The organism is Bacillus sp. FSL K6-1366 (genome assembly GCF_037976695.1).
Classification (GTDB): domain Bacteria; phylum Bacillota; class Bacilli; order Bacillales; family Bacillaceae; genus Bacillus; species Bacillus subtilis.
Genome location: NZ_CP150268.1, coordinates 1033647 through 1054038 on the forward strand (window position 1 = coordinate 1033647; position 20392 = coordinate 1054038).

Sequence of the window (20392 nt, forward strand, 5' to 3'; positions counted from 1 at the left end):
ATTAAAAAGACCCGCAAGCTCGTTTTTCCAGTGTATCTCTCTTAAGGCCGAGCGCATAAAAAAAGAGGGTCCCGTCTGCTGGAACACTCCTTTCCCATGTATAAAAACGCTCTGTTTTGAACAATTTAACCCGTATGATACTGAAGGGATGTGTACCGTTATGGGTTTACATTATGAGCATCAAGTTCATTTATTGAAGGATATATTGACTGACCATCAATTGGACTGCTGCGGAACAGTCGCAGAGTACGAGCAGCTTGAGCGTGTGATTAAATCACTGATGGCAAACACCGAGCTTGATTCAAATTTCAAAAACGTGCTTGAAGATGTTTACCGCTACAGCCAATCAGGAATATCGTCCAAATCCATCGACTCACACATACAAGAGCATCAGAACAGCCTGTCTCAATGGGTAGAGCAAATGGATTCGTATTCCTGATTAATCAACAATTCGTTTCATGAGGATATGCAGCTCTTCCATTGCATCATGAAATTCCTTATCATTGCCTTTTGCTTTATGCCAGGCAATGAAAGTAATTGTTTCAGATAACACATACCAAGCCATTCGCAACCGAAGGCTTTCTGTCAGCTCTATGCCGTACATGCTCAGCCAGCTCTCCCAAGCTGGCTTTTCGACGTAGTGGTACAGCAAAGGCCCGAGGTCCATCGCCGGATCAGCGATCATGGCGCCGTCCCAGTCAATTAAATACAGCTGGTTGTCTTCAGACAATAGCCAGTTATTATGATTGACATCACAATGGCAAACGACTTTCTCACCGAAATGCACTTCATGCAGGTGTTCTTCCAAATACTTGATCCCTTCTTGAATCAGCGGCGAAGATTGCTGCACAGCAAATACAGCCTGCTTCAGCTGAGACAAAAGAGCCCCCGGGTTCAGCGGTTCTTTTCCAAGTCTCTTCAGCATGTCCAGCAAGGCTTTTGATGTGTGTATTTTACGAAGCAATTCAGCAACGGGCCGTCCGCTCATGTCTTTAGGCTTCAGCTCTCTGCCGGTCATCCAGTGCTGGGCCGTAATGACGTCCCCATTTTCCATCCGTTTTGTCCAAACCAGCTTCGGAACAATGCCTTCGGCGGATAAAACAGCTAAAAAAGGTGAGCTATTACGTTTTAAAAAAAGCTGCTGCCCGTTATGTTTCGCATAATATGCATCTCCTGTAGCTCCTCCGGCGGGGAAGATCTCCCAATCGCTACCTAGTAATTGTCCCAACCAGTTCATATCAATGTTCAACCCATCATTTCTTAAAATATTTTAGAATTAAGGCTAATCGTTTCTAGTCTATCCAGCGAATGCCTTTTTCGTACGAATCGTATAAAAATAAAAAAGACAGCTATTGAGAGTCTCATATGCTAATCAATAGCCGTCCTTTAAATTTTAGCGCTATAGCACAAACTTCGTCAAGCAAAACTCTTAAGATCTGATGCTAAATATAAGATAACCGTTCCGATGCCGTTTACTGCAACCGTTTTCTTGATTTCTGCCGGGTCTTCCTGAAATCCTGATGGATCACATAAAAGCCGATAAGGTATGTCGTTTGGCAGCCTCCACTCGACGGAGTCTGGACTCGCGTGATGGATAACAATGATATCTTTCCATTCGTCAACCTCGTCAAGATCATAAAGCCTGTATGCGATAAGGTGTTCTTTTAGCGTCAAGCATTCAAGATGGCGCTGGATGTCTGCAGCGGACCTAAGACGGAATGCAGGATGCGCTTTTCTCAGCGAGATCAGCCTGCGGATATAGTGAACATCTTCTTTGAATGTTTCACGGCGATCCCAGTCGAGCTGGTTGATGCTGTCACTGGATTGATAGCTGTTTTCCACTCCCTGCTTCGTCCGGAAAAATTCCTGGCCGCTGTGAATAAACGGCACCCCTTGGGCAAGCAAAATAATCGCGGCTGCAAGCCTTTGCCTGCTTCGCTTTCGGCTGTCATTTTCTTGAGGAAGCGCAAAGCTCATTTTATCCCAAAAGGTGTGATTGTCGTGTGATTCGACATAATTGATGGACTGGCTTGGTTCCGGAACAATCGGTGCTAATGCCTTCCATCCGGAAGACCCGGCAATTCCATGCATCACAGCTTGTGCTGATTCACCGCTGCCGAGCGCAAACCCTGCTGCCTTAAGGTGAAAGGTGTTCCCTTTTACAGCGTCACGAAACATATCATTAAAAAAGCCGATGCCCGGCATTCTTGGCGCGTTCGCCAAAGCAGCTTTCTGTTCATGCGGCAGCGGTGTAGCCAGATCCCACCCTTCTCCAAAAAGCAGGATTCCGGGCTTTGCCTTAGTTGCTTTCTCTTTCATATAAAGCACGGTGTCAATATCTAAAATCCCGAGGAGATCAAAGCGGAAGCCGTCAACATTGTATTCTTCAAGCCAATAGACCACGCAATCCGCAATGAATTTTCTTGCCATCCTTCTTTCTGATGCAATATCATTGCCAACGCCGGTGCCGTTTGATGGCATCCCACATTCGTCGTGCCGGAAAAAATAACCGGGCACTGTCTTTTCAAAGGGGGAATTCTCCCTCTTATACACATGGTTAAAAACAACATCCAGAATGACTCGCAGACCGTGCTGATGCAGGGTATTGATCATTTGTTTCAGCTCTGTTTTTCTCGTTTGAGGATCATGAGGGTTTGAGGCATAGCTTCCCTCCGGGGCAAAGAAATGAAGCGGGTTATATCCCCAATTGTATGCATCAAGCGGCTTCTCTTCATCAACTCCGGCAAAATCATTCACCGGCAGAAGCTCCACATGTGTAACACCGAGCTCTTTTATATACGCCAGTCCAGAAGAACTGCCATTTGCGGTTTGTGTATCAGTTTCCGTTAATGCTAAGTATTTTCCCTTGTTTATCATGCCGCTGTTTTCATGGATGGAGAAGTCGCGAAGGTGCGTCTCATAGATGACGGCATCCACAGGGTGTGAGAATGGTTTAAGAGGAGCAGTCCATTTCATTTGATCCGGGCGCAAGACGACGCCCTTCTCTCCATTTACAGTCACAGCCTTGGCATACGGGTCAACGGTTTCCATCCATTCTGAATTGTTGCAGATGCAAAACAAATACTCATATCCGTGAAGGTCACCTGTGACCGTAACGGCATAGACGCCTTTTTCCAACCGAGTCATTTGGAATGTGCGCCCGCTTTTATTGGGGTGTGAAAGCTTGACAGCAGCTGAGGTTGCAGCAGGCGCCCATACTTTAAATACGGTATGATCCGCGGTATAAACGGCGCCCAGCTCTCCGTCATAATAAAATTCGTCATCGAACACAGCCGTCCGGATGACCGCGCCAATTTGGAGATCCGTTTTGTGGCCGCTGGATGCTCTGACGCAATGGATTTTTCCAAATGTCACAGGATGGTCGGATACGCAGACGTACTTGTATTTTGCTTCAAGGGAGTATTCCTCCCTGACAGCCAGAGGAAAAACTGTTGTTTCTGTCTCAAGCCGAAACGGCGGTGTAATGATTTCCTTTTGTTCAGCAGGAATCAGAACAGTAATGATATTCATGTCATCGACATACGCTTCGAAGCTGCGGCGGATGCTGACCATCGGAAGCTCTCTCCTTCAAACACGTTTATGTTTTGATTCTTAGGGGTGAAGGACTAGATGCCAGACGAAACGGGGTAGTGCCCATGATTTCTCCGTCAGCATGGAACGGGATTTTGTCCTTCGTGTAAAATGTAATGTCCTTCGCTTTAAACATCGTAACGCCATCCATCTTTGTATGTTTTCCAAATGCCATGAGACATAAAAGCCAATATTTTTTCAAAAACGGCTGGTTTTCAACGATTACGATATCAAATGTCTTCTCGCGCGGATTTGCTAGGGGCGCCGCCTTCATGCCTCCCCCGTAAAACGGATGGTTGGATACAACGGCAAACCAGACATCATGAAATTCGCGCGTCTCGTCTTCCGTCGTACAAGCTAACGTAAACGGCTTAAAGGTTGCCGAAGCGTGCAAATGAGAAAGCGGATACACAAGAAATCGAAGGCGGAGAAAAAGAAAAACCCGTCTCAACGGAAATTCCATCGCCTTTTTATTGACATATGCGTCAAACCCGATCCCGATATGATTCATAAAATAAAGAATCTGTGATTTATCCTGAAGGAAATTGACGCTCCCTAAATGAAAGGTTCTTGTTAACGGGCGCTTTACCTTCTTGATTTCCTGTATCAGATCGATTTTTTTAATAGAGAATCCTCGCGAAAAATCATTATACGCGCCCGCCGGCACAAAGCTCAGCTCAATATCGTCAACACCTTTCAGCCCGTTGACAACTTCATGCATGGTTCCGTCTCCGCCAATGACGATCAGGCGCTTCAGCTTATATTCCTGTATCGTTGAAATCTGTCTGGCGAGCACCTCGGCGTGTCCCGGATGTTCAGTTAAAAATGAACGGTGCTCAACCTTTCGTTTGATCAATTCTTTTTGAATGGACTTCCAAACACGCAGGCCGTTTCGATGTCCTGCTGTCGGATTAATAATAAAAAACCAATGGCTCATCTTTCTCACCTGCTTATGTTATGAGAAAACCGCTCAAATCGTTCTCTTTTACTCCAGCCACTCCTGTCTGCGATAGGAGTCAGACATGCAGTAAGACAATAGAGCCTTTGCAGCCTTTACCTGATGATGTTTGATCGGAGCAGTGTTTTTCTTCTGCCGCTCAATCCATTCTTCCGCGCTCCGCTTATCCGCTATTTCTAAGCCGTATGGCGGCTCCGGGTAATCGATGTACGACGTTCTGCTCAGAAGCAATTTTCGAACCGGAATCTCAGCCTGTTTTTCCTTTACGATCTTTGACACAACCGAGTCCGTACGAAACAGGCTAAGCCCTGGATTTAACACTGATGCAGTCTGAGAGGCTGTTTTCTTGTCCCAAAAACGATTTTTAGACCCTATGTAGACACTGTCTTCCTCAGCCTCTAAAAAAGAAACGCAATAAATTTCCAGAGGAGAAATAATCACAATGCTTAATTCAACCGCCGCCTGCTGAATTTTCAGCACAGGCTTATACATAATAAAATAAGAATCAGGCAGCTGCTGGGTCAGATAACGCAAAATGCGGTCCTGCTTCACTTGGTTTGAGAGTTGAGATATTTCTGAAAGAGTAGAGCTTGCCCATTTGAGCTGAAAATCATATAAATGCCTTTTATAAAAAGAAGCAAGCGCCACCCTGCTCTTCGGGAGCCTTACATGAATATCTTCTTCGTCCTCAAACCATTGGTGTCTCTCTTCTTGTATATCGGCTTTTATCTCTTCTTTTCTTCTTTTCAATGAAAATTTTTTTCGTTTCTGCACCGGTTCCGGTTCTTCAGCACTGGCTTGCCTTTCTTCATGCTGGCGCTCCGCTGCTTCTACTAGTGAAAGCCAGCGCTCTTTTTTCAAACGTACAAACTGGTTGATATAATGGTACGGATCAAGCTCATATCTCGATATATAATCATGAATTTTGATGATTTGTGCCATGTTTGTTTCTCCACTCCGCAATGAATTAAGATAATTGAAATTTGAATATTTCCTCGTATTTTGGTGATTGGTTCAAGTGTATTTGAAAGAGCGAAAATCGTTCAGCCATCATCGAAACCTCGCCGCTTTCAAACGGAACATGAGCTGGAAATCCATCTTCGCCTGTCCATTTTCTTGCCAGCGTCATATGAGGATGATACGGTCTTTTTTCCACTTGAAAGCCGGCCTGAAGTACAGCCTGCTTCGTATGTTCCCGCAGTCTATCAAGCGTTTTGTTTTTCTTTGGCTCCAGATGTAAAACGCGCGGCCTTCTGCGGTCGCCGAATACATCTATCTTGTCAAACTCAATTGAAAATGGGTCAATTTCTGAAGCAATCTCTGCTAGCGAACCTTCAAGCTTCTTTATTTGTGTCTCATCCGCCGCTCCGAGAAAAATTAACGTGATATGATAGTCAAGCGGGTGCACCCATTTTTGAAACGTCAATACCGGTTCGTTTTTCGCAGCCTGGTAGATCGGATTTGCAATTCCCTCAGGTATGGGAACGCCGATGAAATAATGAGGCCGTATATCTGGCATCCGTCTGACACTCCCTTCTTTGACAGCTATTATTTTATCAATAAAGAGGCTGTGCGGATAGAGGAACAGTGTATGAAAACACTCTCGCACAAACGTTTATTATGTTAGGATATTATATGACACTTGTTTTATTCAGAAAGGAATGACAATGTTGAAAATCGTTGCAAACACAGCTGATCTGATAGGAGATACACCGCTAGTGAGATTGAATCGGCTTCAGCCGGAAAATGCGGCACAAGTCTATTTAAAGCTTGAATTTTTCAATCCGAGCGGCAGTGTGAAAGACAGAGCCGCTTATCAAATGATCATAGAAGCTGAACAAAACGGTTTACTCAAGCCGGGATCAGTTATTATAGAGCCGACAAGCGGAAATACCGGCATCGGGCTCGCCATGAATGCGGCAGCACGCGGATATAAAGCAATCTTAGTGATGCCTGATACGATGACGAAGGAACGGATCAACCTGCTTAAAGCTTACGGCGCAGAGGTTGTATTAACTCCCGGAGAGGAAAGAATGCCGGGCAGCATCAAAAAAGCGAAGGAGCTTGCCGAACAAATTCCGAACAGCTATATTCCAATGCAGTTCGATAACACTGCCAATCCTGATGCGCACCGGAAAACAACAGCGCCTGAAATCGCCCGGGCAATAGAGGAAATCGGAAAACCGCTCGGCGCTTTTGTCGCCTCCTCTGGAACGGGCGGAACCATTACCGGAACAGGTGAGGCGCTCAAAGAGCTTTTTCCGGATATCACGGTTCATGTTGTTGAGCCAGCGGGTTCGCCTGTATTATCCGGCGGAAAACCTGGCGCGCATAAACTTGTAGGAACGAGCCCAGGCTTTATACCGCCGATTTTAAATGAGGACGTTTATGATGAAATTATCAAAATCTCTGATGAAGACGCGTATACGACGACAAGACGGCTTGCTGCTGAAGAAGGAATTCTTGTCGGTCCTTCATCAGGCGCTGCCTGCTTCGCGGCAATCGAAACAGCGAAACGCCTCTCTCCTGACAAAGTTGTGGTCTGCATGACAGCTGATACAGGAGAACGGTACTTATCAACTGATTTATGGTCATTTATTTAAAAAAAGGACTGGCTTCAGCAGAAGCCGGTCCTTTTATTTTGCAAGCTCGTAAATGGCCTGAGCATATAACGCTGTCGATCTCAGCAGGTCATCAATTTCGATATATTCATCCTTTTGGTGTGCGCTGTCAGGGCGTCCGGGGAACAGCGGGCCGAACGCGACACCGGCTTTTAAGGATCTCGCATATGTCCCCCCGCCGATTGAGATTAAGTCAGCTTTTTTACCCAGCTGGCCTTCATAAACCTTTTGCAGGGTTTTGACTAACGGATGATCTGCGGACACGTGATGCGGCTTGCTGTCTTTGAATTCTCCCAGATCAAATTCAGATGCACTTTCGAATGCATCGCGAATCGCTTTGCTTTCTGCTGTCACAGGATAGCGGATATTGATCCCGAGCTCGCCTCCCTGCCCTTCTTTATAGCGCAGTGTTCCGACATTTAATGTCAACTCACCGCTGATTTCATCCTCACAGTCGATGTCCAGTTTTTTTCCTCTTGTATCACCTGAGAACTTATCTGTCACAACTTGCACAAACCGCTTTCCTGCATCGTCAAGCTCAGTCTGCTGGAGAAATTTGCACAATAAAATGCCGGCATTGATCCCATTGTTCGGTTCCATCGCATGGCAGGAAAGACCGTACATACGCAAAATGAGCTGTCCGTTCTCTATTGCAGCTTCCCCTTTTTGATCCGTCGTGCGGAGCATGTCTTTAAATGAAGACAGAATCTCTTCATTTTTCGGCCCTTCAATGACAGCTTCCGCAGCGTCGGGCACCATGTTTAAGCGAAGGCCTGATTGAAACGAGACAAGCACTGCCTTTGGTTCTGCTTGATTTGGGCGGTGCGGAATAAGTAAAGAAGCATCGATGATCCCTTTTTCCGCATTAATGATTGGAAAATCGGCGTCAGGCGCAAAGCCCATTGTTGGCATTTCTTCATGCTTGAAATAATGCTCTACGCATCTCCAATCGCTTTCTTCATCTGTTCCGATAATCATTCTGACTCGCTTGGACAGGGGCAAATTCATGTCTTTCACGATTTTCAGCGCGTAGAATGCCGCCATTGTCGGGCCTTTGTCATCAATGGCGCCCCTTGCATAAATCCGTCCGTTGCGGATTTCAGCTGAAAATGGATCACTCGTCCACCCATCTCCCGGCGGCACGACGTCAACATGGCAAAGTACGCCGATAATGTCATCGCCCTCCCCCCATTCAATATGACCTGCGAAGCCGTCAAGATTTTTTGTTGTAAAGCCTTCTTTTTCTCCAAGCTCCAGCAATGAAGTCAGGCTGGCATTTACCCCTTCTCCAAACGGTTTACCGGGTCCAGCGGTTGTTTCGTCCATGACACTGTTGATTCTCAAAAATTCCTGCGTATCACGAATTAAATCCTCTTTTTTTCTGATCACTTCAACTTCCCAGTTCATAATGATCCCCTTTCCGCAAGAAATGACTTGCAAAAACCAAATAAAACGAATAATATTAATGGTGTTTTGTTAAAACGTTCGTAATTGGAGGATACTATGTTTCATCTAAAAGAGCAGCAAACATCCATAAAGCAAGAAATCATAGCAGGGCTGACGACCTTTTTCACAATGGTCTATATCGTCGTGGTCAATCCGGTCATTCTGGCTAACGCCGGGGTTCCTTTCGACCAGGTGTTCACCGCAACGATTATTGCCTCCATTGTCGGAACGCTGTGGATGGCCCTGGCAGCAAATTATCCGATTGCTATTGCGCCCGGCATGGGCTTGAACGCTTATTTAGCCTTTCATGTCGTAAGCGCAAGCGATGGCGGCATCACGTACGCAACAGCTTTCAGCGCAGTATTTACAGCAGGGGTTCTCTTCATTATTCTATCGTTAACGCCTTTAAGAAAACAACTTATAGAAGCGATTCCAAACAATTTAAAATACGGGATCACAACAGGGATCGGGCTGTTTATTGCTTTTATCGGTTTGCGTCAAGCGGGCATTGTGGCAGCTGATGAGTCAAACCTGGTCACTCTCGGCAATCTGCATTCACCTGGTGTTATTTTAACGCTGGTCGGCCTTTTGATCAGCGTGGTCCTGATGGTGCTGAATGTAAGCGGCGCTTTATTTATCGGAATGGCAGCTACCGCTTTGATCGCCTTTTTCACCGGTCAGCTCCATTTTCCAAAGGGATTTATGTCGCTTCCTCATTTGCCGGAAGGATTGATGATCTCAAATCCATTTACCGCTTTTGGCGATGTCATTCATCACGGCCTGTACGCTGTCGTCTTTTCTTTTCTATTAGTCACCATTTTTGATACGACAGGCACGATGATCGGAGTTGCCGAGCAAGCCGGGCTGATGAAAAACAACAAGCTGCCAAACGTGCGAAAAGCGCTGCTTGCTGATTCAACCGCGACAACAGTAGGAGCTGTTTTCGGCACAAGTCCAACGACTGCATTTATCGAGTCTTCCGCCGGTGTCGCAGCCGGAGGAAGAACGGGGCTTACGGCTTTGACTGTCGCGGTGATGTTTGCGGCTTCAATGTTTTTCAGTCCGCTTGTCAGCGCCTTGTCCGGTATAGCCGCCATCACCTCGCCTGCTTTGATTATCGTCGGCAGCCTGATGATGGGTTCAGTTTCCAATATGAACTGGAAAGAGATGGACGAGGCATTTCCAGCGTTTCTCGTCATTCTGGCCATGCCTTTGACATCCAGCATTTCTACAGGAATTGCGCTTGGCTTTATTTCATATCCGATCGTAAAAGCGGCGCGGGGAAAATGGAGAGAGATTCATCCGCTCGTCATCGTTTTCGCCATTCTGTTTTTCATCCAGCTGTTTATTTTATAACATAGACCAAAAAACCCAAACGTCGCCGTTTGGGTTTTTTATGTAAACAATAAAGAGACAGCGGCCGCTAAAAAACAACAGGCGGCAAACGCATAGTGCAGGATGTTGATACAGCTTTTTCTGGCCCGATAATATTCATCACTTTCCTTATCGGTGCCAATTAAAAAAGGGGCATCCATGACCTTGTCAAAAATAAGCGTCAGGATATAACGGCAAACCCCTGTGTATACCAGCAGCGCAATCACCTTCAGCCAAATTGGGGAAACAAATATGAGAACGGTGAAAGCTGACAGTAGCATGTACATCTGCCTCGCATACTCGCCATTCCTCAGCATGACTTTAAAAAACAATTCCTTATAGCCTGTGCAGATCGTTCGTCTTTTAAATATCCTTTTTGAATTTCTGTATAATAACGGTTTTCTTCTCATCCTGTCTTTTACTTTTGGCATTCCCGCCTCCTGACTCATCATCATCACAAGTCCTGCAAGGGCAAGCCTGCTTTTTTTCTCTTCAGTCACCTCAGCTTCAAAAGCCGTGAACGAAGCCGTCTTTTTCAAACTGCGGATAACTGAGAAAAGCAAAAATAAAATGCCAAAAAGCGCAAGCAAGTGCCACTGAGTCAAAACAATCAGGATAGCAGAACCAGCAAAAAATATAGCTCTGACAAAAATATCGCCAATCCATCTCGAAATGGAGCGCGGCTTTCTGATCCTGTCTTGCTTTAAGGATAAAAAGAATATATGAAGGCCAAACAAATAACACAATAGAGCAGTGCTTTCTGCGAATGTGATGTGAACAGAATGACTGATCAAGGGAAGGACAATGAAAAAGAGAAGCAGCCATTTAGCCAGCGTGACGAGAAAAGAATACAAAAGCGCGTACCGTTTGAGCTGATAGATGATTTCCTTCTTTTGCAGCAAAAACACTTTGTCCGCTTCCATTAAAAATGTACGAATCGAGCCTGTAAACATGATCAGCCCACACACAGCGTACAGCCATCTCCACTCCGCCACTTCAGACCACTCATAAAGAAGACCTCTTCCATTCATCAAATCAATATACTGATAGATGACAAAAGCAATCGCCGGCAAAACAATATAGAGAGCGACTGTCCAGTCAATGACCGCATGCAACACTTTAAACTGATACTTGTAATAGTCAAACAGCCTTCGAAAAAAGAGCGTACGCCCGTTCATGGCCGATCACCTTGAACTGCCTTATAAAAACAGTCAAGCAATGACTGCCCCTCTAATCCGGTCTTGTCCTGAATATCTTTTAACGTGCCTTGGAGAAATAATGAACCTTTCTCAATCATATAAAACCGGTCACAGATTTTTTCCGCGGTATCGAGTACATGCGTGCACATAAGAATTCCGGCTCCACGTTCTTTTTCAGCCTTAAGCATGTCCACAAAGCGTTTCGTCGATATCGGATCAAGGCCGATAAACGGTTCATCAATCACATACATATCCGGCTTAGAGAGAAAGGCCTGGATAAGCATTAGTTTTTGCTGCATGCCTTTCGAAAAGGTGACAGGCAGCTCATGTTTGACATGATCTAGCGAAAACGTCTGCAGCAGGCTTTGGGCCCGATGCGCAAATTCCCTCTCTTCAATGCCGTGGAGTGTGCTGATCAGATCCAAATGCTCCCACAGCGTCAGTTCTTCGTAGAAGGACGGATGCTCCGGAATATATGCAAATGAACAGTCGTTCCAGGCAATATGCCCTTTAAAATCTTCTGAAAGGCCGAGTATCGCCTTGATTGCGGTGCTTTTTCCGGCGCCGTTAGCTCCGATCAGTCCAACCAGTTCCCCTTTTCTGACTTCCAGAAAAACATCGGTGAGCACTTTTTTTCGGCTTGTATACCCGGCCTGTTCTATTGAAGCTTCAAGCAAATTTGTCAAAACTCTCCCACCTCCAAAATTTACTACGAAACAGAATAAAAAAAGTTTCTTTAACCATAATAATATTGAGCCGAAATACATAGTAATCCAACAAGGATGGCTGCCCAACGCGAATTGGAAAAAATTAATAGGAGTTATCCCTAGATTCATCACTGCAATATCGTGTATAATGAGGGCGAATTATTATAACAATTACAGATGTCTGCCTTTGTTGCTATTTCGTACGCAGTTGATAGTCGTGAGTTGTGGTTAGTCAAGTCCATCCGATCTTATGATAGGGAGTGGTTTTTTGAAACCTTCAACAAACCGTATGCTAACTCGAATCAAATCAGTTTACATGTTTATCCAAGAAAAAGGTCTTGTGACAACACAGGAACTGGTTGACGAATTCGGCATTACACCTAGAACGATTCAAAGAGACTTAAATGTGTTGGCATATAATGATCTTGTTCATAGTCCAAGCCGTGGCAAGTGGGAGACAACGAGAAAGAAAGTAAAGATTACCTCATAAATTGAAAAATTACATAGGGCCGCCTGAGAGCGGTCCGATAGATAATAGGGCGAAGAAACTACTGAGCCTTGTTTTTGTGTGCTTATAAATAAAACCCCGCATTCGGTATGCGGGGTTTTTGTCATGCTTGCGGCTCATTGAGCAAATGAAGCTCTTCCTCTGTCAGCTCACGGTATTCTCCGGGTGCCAGAGCGGGATCTAGGGAAACGCGTCCCATCGAAAGCCGCTTCAGATAAACCACTTCATTGCCGACTGCCTTTGCCATTTGCTTGACCTGATGGTATTTTCCTTCTGTAATTGTCAGGTATATCACGGTATTGCCACTGTCGTTTGTTTTGATTTCCGCTTTTGCCGGCTTTGTTTTATAGCCGCCCTCTATGTAGACACCCGTTTCCAAATCGGAGATGTCTTCCCGAGAAATCTGTGATTTTAAATGGACTTCATACGTTTTTGGAACATGCTTTTTAGGAGAAAGGAGCCGATGTGCGAGCTGCCCGTCATTTGTGAGCAGCAAAAAGCCCTCTGTATCTTTATCAAGCCTGCCGGCTGGAAATGGCTCAAATCTCATCTCCTCCGGCGTCAGCAGATCGACCACTGTTTGCTGCCGGCTGTCCTCAGTCGCCGACAGCACGCCCTGCGGTTTATTCATCATAAGATAAATGAATTCTCGATAATCAACCGGTTCCCCGTATACGGTCACCTCCTGTGTATCAGGATCAACGTGCGCCTTTACATCTTTGGCAGGTTTGCCGTCGATCATCACGGCTCCAGCCTTCACAACGGCTTTGACTTCTTTTCTGGAACCATACCCGCTGTTGGCAAGCAGCTTATCAAGTCTCATTCCCAATCTCTCCTTTATAAAAGAAAGCCCGCAGCATGCGAGCCCTCAGTTTCATCATATCTAGTTCATCAGCCTGCATGTCTGCCTTTCTTTAAGAAACCTGGCAAACGGCGGCCTAAAATTTTCTGCAAAAATCCTAATCGGTAGCCGCAATACAGGTAGACAGCTCCGCCAACAGCGGCCGCGATCACCACAACAATCGCAGCTTGCAGCTGGCCATCCTGATAGGAAATAAAGAAGCCTAATACCCACTGCACGATTTTCACGGAAATACCCATAATGGCTGATAAGACCAGCATCAAAACAGTTCGTTTAACTAGTATCTTATACGAATAGCCTGCATGGCGCTTAATCATGATAAACCCATATAAAAGGGAAGCGATATATCCAAGCGCTGTCGCTAAAATCGCTCCGTCAGCCTGCATCAGCTTGATCAGCGGAACATTCAGCACAAGCTTGATCACGACGCCGATCACAAGGCTGACAACCGCAAATTTTTGCTTATTGATGCCCTGCAGAATGGCTGCGTTGACTGTAAACAAAGAGAACAGAATTGCGACTGGCGAATACCATAGCAAAATGTTTGCCCCCAGTTCAGGGTGAAGGCTCTCTGACCCGTAAAAGAACGTATACGTTGGTCCTGACAATAGAGAGATCCCGACAACAGCCGGAATAATTAAAAACAGGATCGTCTGCATCGTTTGATTAATCTGCTGATTTAACAGCTTATAGTTTCCGCTTGTAAACGATTCAGTAATCGTTGGAATTAATGTCAGCCCGAAAGCAGTTGCTAGGGAAACCGGGATCATCACGAGCTTCTGAACATACAGGGTTAGAATCGCAAGCATGTCTTGGCTGATGGCTTGATGACCGGCTTCAATCATCGCTTTGTTAAACGTATTTGTATCAATATAGTTATACAAAGGGATGGCTAGTCCGACAAAAACGTACGGAGCAGCATAGCTGAACAGCTCGAAAAACATTTTCTTGTAGCTTAGGTTTGCTGTCGGACCCGTATTCGGCATCATCGCCAGCAGGCTGCCCTTCCGTTTGTTCCAATAAATATAAAGCACGACCAGCCCTCCGAAGGCACCGATCAGCGCTGCGAAGGTTGCATAGCCCACAGCGATGACAAGGCCGCCGTTGAAAACCTTCAAAATCAAGAATGTCGCACTCAATAGAAAGATGATGCGGACAATCTGTTCAACGACTTGGGAAACAGCTGTCGGACCCATCATTTGGTGCCCTTGAAAGAATCCGCGAACAAGGCTCATAATCGGTACGACCAAAAGCGCTAAGCTGACCATGCGGATGACATAAACGACATGATCAATTGTCAAGCCGTTATTATCCTTGCCTCCCAGCGATATTTCCGCAAACATCGGAGCCGATAGATACAGAATGAAAAAGGCTATCATTCCTGTGACGAGCATAACCGACATGCCCGCCTTGAGCATTTTCCTGCTTGTCTCATAATCCCCTTTTGAATTATATTTGGAAACAAATTTAGAAACAGCGGCCGGAAAGCCCATCGTAGCAATATTCAAAAATAAAGTGTATTGGTTGTATCCGTATTGAAATAATGCACCGCCTGTCGCCCCGACCATAATGCTGAAGGGAATTAAATAGACCATCCCCAGAATCCGCGATATATATGTACCGAGCGTTAATACAAACGTGCCTCTTAACAGTTTGCTTGACATGTTTCTTCATCACCATTTTCTACGAAGATTCAACTTTTCTATTTTACCACAACTGGGCATTTAGACGGTAATAAATACAAAAGCAATCCTGTGAACATTCATGTCCGCGGCAAAAGACGTTTAAGGAGCGGCTTTCTTTCGCTATAATAGTACTGCGGACGGGGTGTCCGCACACGAAATGAAAAGAAAGTTGATGATAAAGATGAAACAATATGACGTAATTGTAATCGGCGGAGGCCCTTCAGGCTTGATGGCTGCGATTGCAGCAGGAGAACAGGGCGCTGGCGTGTTGCTGATAGATAAAGGAAATAAATTAGGACGGAAACTCGCGATTTCCGGGGGCGGCCGCTGTAATGTGACGAACCGCCTTCCTGTGGAAGAAATTATCAAGCACATCCCCGGCAACGGGCGTTTTTTATACAGCGCGTTTTCTGAATTTAATAATGAAGACATTATCAAGTTTTTTGAAAACCTCGGCATTCAATTGAAGGAAGAGGATCACGGCCGGATGTTTCCTGTGACCGACAAAGCCCAAAGTGTCGTTGACGCGCTGTTAAACAGGCTGAAGCAGCTCCGCGTAACAATCAGAACGAACGAGAAAATTAAATCTGTTATATATGAAGATGGACAGGCAGCAGGGATTGTGACGAATAATGGCGAAATGATCCATAGCCAGGCAGTCATTATCGCTGTAGGCGGTAAAAGCGTGCCTCATACCGGAAGCACGGGAGACGGCTATGAATGGGCTGAAGCCGCGGGCCATACCATAACAGAGCTGTTTCCGACAGAGGTTCCAGTCACTTCTGGCGAACCGTTCATTAAGCAAAAAACACTTCAGGGCTTATCACTAAGAGATGTAGCCGTTAGTGTGTTAAATAAAAAAGGCAAACCGATTATCACACATAAAATGGACATGCTGTTTACCCATTTCGGCCTCTCAGGACCTGCCATTCTCAGATGCAGCCAATTTGTCGTAAAAGAGCTGAAAAAACAGCCTCAAGTGCCGATCAGAATCGACTTGTATCCGGATATCAATGAAGAAACGCTTTTCCAAAAGATGTATAAAGAACTGAAGGAAGCACCGAAAAAAACCATTAAAAACGTGCTGAAGCCTTGGATGCAGGAGCGCTATCTCCTATTCCTGCTCGAAAAAAACGGCATCTCTCCGAACGTATCGTTTTCTGAGCTGCCGAAGGATCCTTTCAGACAATTTGTAAGGGACTGCAAGCAGTTTACTGTCCTCGCAAATGGCACACTGTCGCTTGATAAGGCATTTGTCACGGGAGGCGGGGTATCTGTAAAAGAAATTGACCCGAAAAAGATGGCTTCTAAAAAAATGGAGGGGCTTTATTTTTGCGGTGAAATTCTGGATATCCACGGCTACACAGGCGGATACAACATTACCTCCGCCCTTGTCACAGGCAGGCTTGCAGGGCTAAATGCCGGGCAATACGCCCGTTCTTAATCATTACTCTTTAAATCTCTTGCCGCCAAACTCACATTTGAACATTCCCCGCATTCATGTTAGGGTGAGACTTGTTTTGTTTCACCTGATTGCGGGGTAATTTTAAGAGAGGAATGAGCTGCCATCGTACGACCATACTAAGCCTGCGAGCAAGATATAGGCGTACACAAAAAATTAGAGGGTGAGAAATGTTGAAACATATATCTAGTGTATTTTGGATTGTGATTGCAATCACAGCTGCAGCTGTATTATGGGGTGTTATTTCTCCTGACAGCCTGCAAAATGTGTCTCAATCGGCACAAGCATTTATTACCGATTCATTTGGTTGGTATTATCTTTTAGTTGTCTCTTTGTTTGTCGGGTTTTGTCTCTTTTTGATTTTCAGCCCGATCGGAAAAATCAAACTCGGAAAGCCTGATGAAAAACCGGAATTCGGGTTATTATCATGGTTTGCCATGCTGTTCAGCGCAGGCATGGGAATCGGCTTAGTATTCTACGGTGCGGCTGAACCGATCAGCCATTACGCAATTAGCTCTCCATCAGGTGAAACAGAAACCCCCCAAGCCTTCAGAGATGCACTCCGCTATACGTTTTTCCACTGGGGTTTGCACGCTTGGGCCATTTATGCCATTGTGGCATTATGCATTGCCTATTTCCAATTCCGCAAAGGCGCACCCGGGTTAATCAGCAGCACACTGTCACCGATTCTCGGGGATAAAGTAAACGGACCGATCGGAAAGGCCATTGACTGTATTGCAGTTTTCGCCACTGTTGTCGGGGTGTCAACAAGTCTTGGTCTTGGCGCAACCCAAATTAACGGCGGTTTGAATTACCTGTTCGGCATTCCGAATGCGTTTATCGTCCAATTGGTTTTAATCATTATTGTGACAGTGCTCTTTTTACTTTCTGCGTGGAGCGGACTCGGAAAAGGAATTAAGTATTTAAGCAACACAAACATGGTATTGGCCGGATTGTTAATGTTGTTTATGCTCGTTGTCGGTCCTACAGTGCTGATAATGAACTCATTTACAGATTCTATCGGACAATACATTCAAAATATCGTTCAAATGAGCTTCAGACTGACACCGAATGATCCTGAAAAACGCGAATGGATTAACAGCTGGACGATTTTCTATTGGGCATGGTGGATTTCCTGGTCTCCATTTGTCGGCATTTTCATCGCCCGTGTATCCAGAGGCCGGACGATCCGCGAATTTTTAATCGGCGTCTTGGTGACACCTTGTATTTTGACATTTCTATGGTTCTCCATTTTCGGCGTATCAGCCATGGATCTCCAGCAAAAAGGCACGTTCAATGTAGCAAAGCTGTCCACTGAAACGATGCTGTTCGGAACACTTGATCACTATCCGCTGACAATGGTGACATCGATCCTTGCATTGATTCTGATCGCAGTATTCTTTATCACGTCTGCTGATTCAGCTACATTCGTGCTGGGCATGCAGACGTCGTACGGTTCTTTAAATCCGGCGAATTCTGTGAAACTCAGCTGGGGGATCATTCAGTCCGCCATGGCGGCTGTGCTCCTATATTCCGGAGGGCTTGCCGCTTTGCAGAACACAGCGATTCTGGCAGCGCTGCCGTTTTCTATCGTTATCCTGCTGATGATTGCCTCTCTCTATCAATCGCTCTCAAAAGAAAGAAGAGAGATCAAAAAAGCGGAGAAACTCGATAAACCGAGAAGTCCAAGAGTGAAAAAAGCATATTAACAAAAAAGATCTTTCCGCGCCTGCGGGAAGATCTTTTTATTTGCGATATAAAATAAGGGCGGAAAAACAGTAAAGCTGCTCGCCGTCTGGGTCGCACGCCGCCGAAACCGTATATTTGATATCAATCAGCTGCTCCTCCGATATCCCTTTTAAAAATGAATTGATTTCCGTTTGTAAGTCTTTTTCATGCTCTTCATCAAATACCGCTACCTTCAGCATTTTATCCGCTCTCCTTTCTCTATCAATCTATTCCGTTTGGAACAGCGTTATGATAGAGAAATGATGATTATTTCGTTTCCGGATAAAAAGCTTTCCGTATATGGGATTTCCTCTGTGGCTCGCCGCCGTGCTGCTCCACTTTCAGCAGTACGGCATAAACAATGCGCATATGGCAGTAGCTGATCAGGCTGACGCTGAAAAAAGGGACAATGCCCGGCAGGTACGCAAGCAAGAAAAAGAGAGCAACAGTCAGCGCAAGCATAGCAAGCGTATATTGCAAATACGCCACACTGAGCAAGAGCGAAAATTTCACATACAGACGTTTTTTCCAGTCAAAATGGACAAGCAGCGGAAACACATAAAAAAGCATGGATACGAACAAAAAGCCAAATATCATAATGGCGAAGCGCAGGATGTGCAGAAGGAAATGACTTGGATAGATGAAGGCCAAATCAATATAAATGATCACTCCGATGAGCGCCAGTACAGCGCCGAGCAGATTTGAACGAAAAAATTCACCCTTATATTCCTGCCAAAACGTTTTGAGCACCGGAACGTTGTCCTGCCCCTGGATCCACTTCCGCATGACAGCGAATAAAGCCGCGGTCGCGGGCATGATGCCAAACACGCCGAGACCGAGTAACGTAAAAAACAGCCACAGCAAGTTTGTATACGCAAATCTCATAATCCATTCGCAAAAATGCAGCATCCGTCCCAGTGAGCCATCATGTTCCATGGCGCCCCCTCCTTTTTTGCATTATACATTCTGCATCTGAAAAAGCTCTTTCATGCCGATCGGCTTCTTTTCGGCAACCGAGCGCCACATTCCCTCACCAACCGCGATGGAGTAGGCTCCAGCTTCAGCCCCGGCTAAAATATCATAGCGGCGCAGCGGGTCTTTTCCTAAAAAAAGATCCTCAAGCAAAAGCGGATCACCTCCGCCATGCCCCCCTTCATTTTTGACCACTTGTATCGTCTGCTTTGATTCAAAAAGCGGATAGTATTCGATTGTCTGCTCAGGAAAAGCAAACGGAATTCTGGAAGGTTCGTGAAATTCATTTGATTCAATACGCCCTTTTGTGCCGTTGATCGTCAGCCGGTAGCCTTCATACGGGGCCGAAAAAACAATCGAGTAGCTTAACAGTGCGCCGCCATCATATTTGACTGCCGCCACGTACGTATCCTCGATGTCAATTTCCTCGTCAAAAATACACGCGTCAGGCCTGTATGCAGTATATAAGCTAGACTGGTCTCCTGCTTCGAGATGATCATCCTTTATAGAAGTTTTAGAGGAACGGGGATGCCACCTTGAATAGTAGTGGCATTTTTCTTTGACCCGGCACGTCCCGCAAAAACGCCCGTCTTCTTCCGGCAAGGGGTTCCACTCACTGTCCGGCCCATAGTAATTCAAGGCGCCATAAGCAAATACCTCTTCCGGATTTTGCCCGAGCCACCAATTGACGAGATCAAAGTGATGTGTTGATTTATGGACAGAAAGACCGCCGGAAAACTGTCTCGACCTGTTCCAGCGTTTAAAATAGCTGGCGCCATGATACGTATCAATATACCAATTTAAATCAACGGAGGTGACCCTGCCTATTTTTCCGTCCAGAATCATTTCTTTTATTTTCCGATGAAACGGGCTGTAGCGATAGTTAAACGCGACGGTGACTTTTCCTTCGCTTTTGGCCTCCGCTTCAAGCACCCGATTCGCATCCTGCACTGTTGTCACCATTGGTTTTTCAGTAATTACATCTGTATCCCACTGAAGACTTTTTACAATATATGTGACATGCGTATCGTCCCTGCCTGCCACAATGACGATATCAGGCTTTGACACGCGCATCATCTCGTCAAAAGCATCTTCGCTAAACTCGGGCACGTGGGCCAGCTCGGGAAATTTCTTTTTGCAAACGGCAAAACGTTTCGGATCGGCATCCAGCAATCCCGTAATCTCATAATGAGTTGAAAACCGCTCCAACAGCGGTTTGATAAACATACTGAATGCTCTGCTGCTCAATCCGCAAAAGACGATGTTCTTCAATATCCTC

General features: G+C 45.6%; 19 protein-coding genes. 6 read left to right on the plus strand and 13 right to left on the minus strand.

The window, feature by feature from the left end; translation table 11 throughout:
- The first annotated feature begins 160 nt into the window (after nt 1-160).
- On the plus strand, nt 161-439 hold the full coding sequence (locus tag MHI44_RS05560; RefSeq protein ID WP_003237926.1) for a YtzH-like family protein: 279 nt from the start codon (nt 161-163) through the stop codon (nt 437-439).
- On the opposite strand, the gene MHI44_RS05565 is transcribed toward MHI44_RS05560, so the two are convergent.
- From MHI44_RS05565 to thpR, 5 genes are all read right to left on the minus strand, one after another.
- A complete protein-coding gene (locus MHI44_RS05565) occupies nt 440-1237 on the minus strand; it encodes a phosphotransferase family protein (protein ID WP_009967993.1) in 798 nt (265 codons plus the stop codon).
- Nucleotides 1238-1416: 179 nt separating this feature from the next.
- A complete protein-coding gene (gene pulA, locus MHI44_RS05570) occupies nt 1417-3573 on the minus strand; it encodes a type I pullulanase (protein WP_339203078.1) in 2157 nt (718 codons plus the stop codon).
- A gap of 25 nt (nt 3574-3598) precedes the next feature.
- The gene (locus MHI44_RS05575; protein ID WP_043857063.1) at nt 3599-4528 is read right to left on the minus strand and encodes a YegS/Rv2252/BmrU family lipid kinase; all 930 of its coding nucleotides are present in this window, start codon (nt 4526-4528) and stop codon (nt 3599-3601) included.
- 48 nt (nt 4529-4576) lie between these two features.
- Nucleotides 4577-5491, minus strand: a complete 915-nt coding sequence (locus MHI44_RS05580) for a hypothetical protein (RefSeq protein ID WP_003229241.1) — start codon at nt 5489-5491, stop codon at nt 4577-4579.
- A 25-nt stretch (nt 5492-5516) separates the two neighbouring features.
- Nucleotides 5517-6068 carry an RNA 2',3'-cyclic phosphodiesterase gene (gene thpR, locus MHI44_RS05585; protein WP_017695483.1) on the minus strand — a complete coding sequence of 184 codons (552 nt, stop codon included), beginning with the start codon at nt 6066-6068 and terminating at the stop codon, nt 5517-5519.
- Between the two features lie 148 nt (nt 6069-6216).
- Here thpR and cysK point away from each other — a divergent pair, with 148 nt between their 5' ends.
- Nucleotides 6217-7152: a cysteine synthase A gene (cysK, locus tag MHI44_RS05590; protein ID WP_003229237.1), complete on the plus strand. Its 936-nt coding sequence runs from the start codon at nt 6217-6219 to the stop codon at nt 7150-7152.
- Nucleotides 7153-7185: 33 nt separating this feature from the next.
- Here cysK and pepV read toward each other — a convergent pair whose 3' ends face one another.
- The gene (pepV, locus tag MHI44_RS05595; protein ID WP_032722355.1) at nt 7186-8577 is read right to left on the minus strand and encodes a dipeptidase PepV; all 1392 of its coding nucleotides are present in this window, start codon (nt 8575-8577) and stop codon (nt 7186-7188) included.
- A gap of 96 nt (nt 8578-8673) precedes the next feature.
- Between pepV and pbuO the strand changes: the two genes are divergently transcribed.
- Entirely contained in the window at nt 8674-9972 is a 1299-nt protein-coding gene (gene pbuO / locus MHI44_RS05600) for a hypoxanthine/guanine permease PbuO (RefSeq protein ID WP_014480583.1), read from the plus strand.
- Nucleotides 9973-10010: 38 nt separating this feature from the next.
- On the opposite strand, the gene MHI44_RS05605 is transcribed toward pbuO, so the two are convergent.
- Nucleotides 10011-11168: an ABC transporter permease gene (locus MHI44_RS05605; RefSeq protein WP_339203083.1), complete on the minus strand. Its 1158-nt coding sequence runs from the start codon at nt 11166-11168 to the stop codon at nt 10011-10013.
- Nucleotides 11165-11875: an ABC transporter ATP-binding protein gene (locus MHI44_RS05610; RefSeq protein ID WP_015714539.1), complete on the minus strand. Its 711-nt coding sequence runs from the start codon at nt 11873-11875 to the stop codon at nt 11165-11167. Before MHI44_RS05610 ends, MHI44_RS05605 begins: the two co-directional genes overlap by 4 nt.
- A 289-nt stretch (nt 11876-12164) precedes the next feature.
- Here MHI44_RS05610 and MHI44_RS05615 point away from each other — a divergent pair, with 289 nt between their 5' ends.
- Nucleotides 12165-12386, plus strand: a complete 222-nt coding sequence (locus MHI44_RS05615) for a DeoR family transcriptional regulator (RefSeq protein ID WP_003152337.1) — start codon at nt 12165-12167, stop codon at nt 12384-12386.
- 121 nt (nt 12387-12507) lie between these two features.
- Here the strand turns inward: MHI44_RS05615 and MHI44_RS05620 are convergent, their stop codons facing one another.
- Together MHI44_RS05620 and murJ are read right to left on the minus strand one after the other, a co-directional pair.
- Nucleotides 12508-13227 carry a pseudouridine synthase gene (locus MHI44_RS05620; RefSeq protein ID WP_017695479.1) on the minus strand — a complete coding sequence of 240 codons (720 nt, stop codon included), beginning with the start codon at nt 13225-13227 and terminating at the stop codon, nt 12508-12510.
- 68 nt (nt 13228-13295) lie between these two features.
- Complete coding sequence (gene murJ, locus MHI44_RS05625; RefSeq protein WP_213379560.1) at nt 13296-14930, minus strand: polysaccharide biosynthesis protein; 1635 nt, start codon at nt 14928-14930, stop codon at nt 13296-13298.
- 202 nt (nt 14931-15132) lie between these two features.
- On the opposite strand from murJ, the gene MHI44_RS05630 reads away from it, so the two are divergent.
- Both MHI44_RS05630 and opuD read left to right on the plus strand, forming a co-directional pair.
- Nucleotides 15133-16395 (plus strand): NAD(P)/FAD-dependent oxidoreductase, encoded by a 1263-nt coding sequence (locus MHI44_RS05630; RefSeq protein WP_072173641.1) that lies wholly within the window; start codon nt 15133-15135, stop codon nt 16393-16395.
- A gap of 188 nt (nt 16396-16583) precedes the next feature.
- Complete coding sequence (gene opuD / locus MHI44_RS05635) at nt 16584-18122, plus strand: glycine betaine transporter OpuD (RefSeq protein WP_015384403.1); 1539 nt, start codon at nt 16584-16586, stop codon at nt 18120-18122.
- A gap of 36 nt (nt 18123-18158) precedes the next feature.
- Here opuD and MHI44_RS05640 read toward each other — a convergent pair whose 3' ends face one another.
- The 3 genes from MHI44_RS05640 to MHI44_RS05650 all read right to left on the minus strand — a co-directional run bounded on the left by MHI44_RS05640 (nt 18159) and on the right by MHI44_RS05650 (nt 20385).
- Nucleotides 18159-18341, minus strand: a complete 183-nt coding sequence (locus MHI44_RS05640; protein WP_003223398.1) for a sporulation protein Cse60 — start codon at nt 18339-18341, stop codon at nt 18159-18161.
- 67 nt (nt 18342-18408) lie between these two features.
- Nucleotides 18409-19077: a YesL family protein gene (locus MHI44_RS05645; protein WP_033884441.1), complete on the minus strand. Its 669-nt coding sequence runs from the start codon at nt 19075-19077 to the stop codon at nt 18409-18411.
- A 21-nt stretch (nt 19078-19098) separates the two neighbouring features.
- The gene (locus MHI44_RS05650) at nt 19099-20385 is read right to left on the minus strand and encodes a Gfo/Idh/MocA family oxidoreductase (protein WP_339203086.1); all 1287 of its coding nucleotides are present in this window, start codon (nt 20383-20385) and stop codon (nt 19099-19101) included.
- Nucleotides 20386-20392 lie beyond the last annotated feature (7 nt).

Bases quoted from the DNA above. Each gene is read 5' to 3' on its own strand.
- MHI44_RS05560 (WP_003237926.1), top strand. From the start codon at position 161: ATGGGTTTACATTATGAGCATCAAGTTCATTTATTGAAGGATATATTG.
- MHI44_RS05565 (WP_009967993.1), bottom strand. From the start codon at position 1,237: ATGAACTGGTTGGGACAATTACTAGGTAGCGATTGGGAGATCTTCCCC.
- pulA (WP_339203078.1), bottom strand. From the start codon at position 3,573: ATGGTCAGCATCCGCCGCAGCTTCGAAGCGTATGTCGATGACATGAAT.
- MHI44_RS05575 (WP_043857063.1), bottom strand. From the start codon at position 4,528: ATGAGCCATTGGTTTTTTATTATTAATCCGACAGCAGGACATCGAAAC.
- MHI44_RS05580 (WP_003229241.1), bottom strand. From the start codon at position 5,491: ATGGCACAAATCATCAAAATTCATGATTATATATCGAGATATGAGCTT.
- thpR (WP_017695483.1), bottom strand. From the start codon at position 6,068: ATGCCAGATATACGGCCTCATTATTTCATCGGCGTTCCCATACCTGAG.
- cysK (WP_003229237.1), top strand. From the start codon at position 6,217: ATGTTGAAAATCGTTGCAAACACAGCTGATCTGATAGGAGATACACCG.
- pepV (WP_032722355.1), bottom strand. From the start codon at position 8,577: ATGAACTGGGAAGTTGAAGTGATCAGAAAAAAAGAGGATTTAATTCGT.
- pbuO (WP_014480583.1), top strand. From the start codon at position 8,674: ATGTTTCATCTAAAAGAGCAGCAAACATCCATAAAGCAAGAAATCATA.
- MHI44_RS05605 (WP_339203083.1), bottom strand. From the start codon at position 11,168: ATGAACGGGCGTACGCTCTTTTTTCGAAGGCTGTTTGACTATTACAAG.
- MHI44_RS05620 (WP_017695479.1), bottom strand. From the start codon at position 13,227: ATGAGACTTGATAAGCTGCTTGCCAACAGCGGGTATGGTTCCAGAAAA.
- murJ (WP_213379560.1), bottom strand. From the start codon at position 14,930: ATGTCAAGCAAACTGTTAAGAGGCACGTTTGTATTAACGCTCGGTACA.
- MHI44_RS05630 (WP_072173641.1), top strand. From the start codon at position 15,133: ATGAAACAATATGACGTAATTGTAATCGGCGGAGGCCCTTCAGGCTTG.
- opuD (WP_015384403.1), top strand. From the start codon at position 16,584: ATGTTGAAACATATATCTAGTGTATTTTGGATTGTGATTGCAATCACA.
- MHI44_RS05640 (WP_003223398.1), bottom strand. From the start codon at position 18,341: ATGCTGAAGGTAGCGGTATTTGATGAAGAGCATGAAAAAGACTTACAA.
- MHI44_RS05645 (WP_033884441.1), bottom strand. From the start codon at position 19,077: ATGGAACATGATGGCTCACTGGGACGGATGCTGCATTTTTGCGAATGG.